Origin of the sequence: Gordonia tangerina, from assembly GCF_021556435.1 — a bacterium.
Classification (GTDB): Bacteria; Actinomycetota; Actinomycetes; order Mycobacteriales; family Mycobacteriaceae; genus Gordonia; species Gordonia tangerina.
Genome location: NZ_JAKGCU010000063.1, coordinates 1 through 1,302 on the forward strand (window position 1 = coordinate 1; position 1,302 = coordinate 1,302).

The 1,302-nt window shown below is 64.4% G+C and carries 2 protein-coding genes; both read left to right on the forward strand.

Annotated features, from left to right (window positions below):
• Positions 1–45 precede the first annotated feature (45 nt).
• Positions 46–336 carry a transposase gene (locus L1892_RS24555; protein WP_075863408.1) on the forward strand — a complete coding sequence of 97 codons (291 nt, stop codon included), beginning with the start codon at positions 46–48 and terminating at the stop codon, positions 334–336.
• Complete coding sequence (locus L1892_RS24560) at positions 333–1,271, forward strand: IS3 family transposase (protein WP_075863380.1); 939 nt, start codon at positions 333–335, stop codon at positions 1,269–1,271. Before L1892_RS24555 ends, L1892_RS24560 begins: the two co-directional genes overlap by 4 nt.
• Positions 1,272–1,302 lie beyond the last annotated feature (31 nt).

A 1,302-nucleotide genomic window follows, 5' to 3' on the forward strand; every position in this document is an offset into this window, starting at 1 on the left:
TGAGGTTCCCCCCGAACCGTAGAGGCATCGATAATGAGGAGCACGATGCCAGAGAAGCGGAAGAAGTACGACCGGGAGTTTCGTGATGGGGCGGTCCGGATCGTCGAGGAGACAGGTAAGCCGATCGCCCAGGTCGCCCGAGACCTGGGGGTCAACGAGGGCACGTTGGGCAACTGGGTCAACCGGGCGCGCGCCGAGCGGGAGGGCAGCGGCGAGCTGACCCCTGATGACGCTGCTGAGCTCAAACGGTTGCGCGACGAGGTCGCCGAGCTGCGCATGGAGCGTGATGTCCTCAAGCGATCGGTGGTCCTGTGGGTGAAGGAGGCGACGAAGTGAGCGTGGCACGCTTTGTCGCCGACCAGAGGACCAAGTACCGGGTGCCACACGCGGTGAGCTGCCGGCTACTCGGGGTCAGCGAGGCGTGGTTCTACAAATGGCACAACCGGTCCCAATCACCGGGTGCGGCAACGGGTTTGCACACCACACGCGACTACCGCCGGGACACCATCGACCGTGCCGTCGCGGTGGCCTTCGACAAGGCCCGCGGGCTGCACGGGTCGCCGCGCCTGCATGCGGATCTGCGTGCTGACGGGTGGACGGTGACCGAGAAGACTGTCGCTGATTCGATGTGTCGTCAGGGCCTGGTGGCGCGGCGGATCCGCCGGCGCAACGGGCTGACCCGCCAGGACAGAACCGCTCCGAAGTTCCCCGATTTGTTGGGTCGCGATTTCACCGCACAGTGCCCCGATGAACGGTGGGTCGGAGACATCACCGAGATCCCGACCGCGGCGGGCAAGCTGTATCTGGCCACGGTCATCGACCTCTACAGTCGCCGTCTGTTGGGTGCGGCCACCAGTCGCCACCCGGATGCTGCGTTGGCGTGTGCGGCCATCGAGATGGCGGTCGCCACGCGGGGCGGTAAGCAGGCGATATGGCGTGACGACGATGCGCAGAAGCTGATTTTTCACACCGATCGCGGGTCGACGTACACTGCGAAACGGTTCACCAAGCTGTGCCGGAAGATGGGTATCCGGCAGTCGATGGGGCGCGTCGGATCGTGTTTCGACAACGCCGCCGCCGAAGCATTCTTCTCATCCCTGGAGTGGGAAGTGTTGTCACGCAATGATTTCAACACTATCATGGAGGCGCGGGCCGTCGTGTTGGAGTGGTGCTACGGTTTCTACAACCACCAGCGCCGGCACAGCACGATCGGGATGGTGAGTCCGGTCGACTACGAGAACGCCGCACTGACCGAGCCCGAAGCCGCATAGAGGAGTCCTCCACGATTCCGGGGGAACCACA

Excerpts from the sequence above, each read along its gene's own strand:
- L1892_RS24555 (WP_075863408.1), top strand. The coding sequence starts at position 46 with ATGCCAGAGAAGCGGAAGAAGTACGACCGGGAGTTTCGTGATGGGGCG.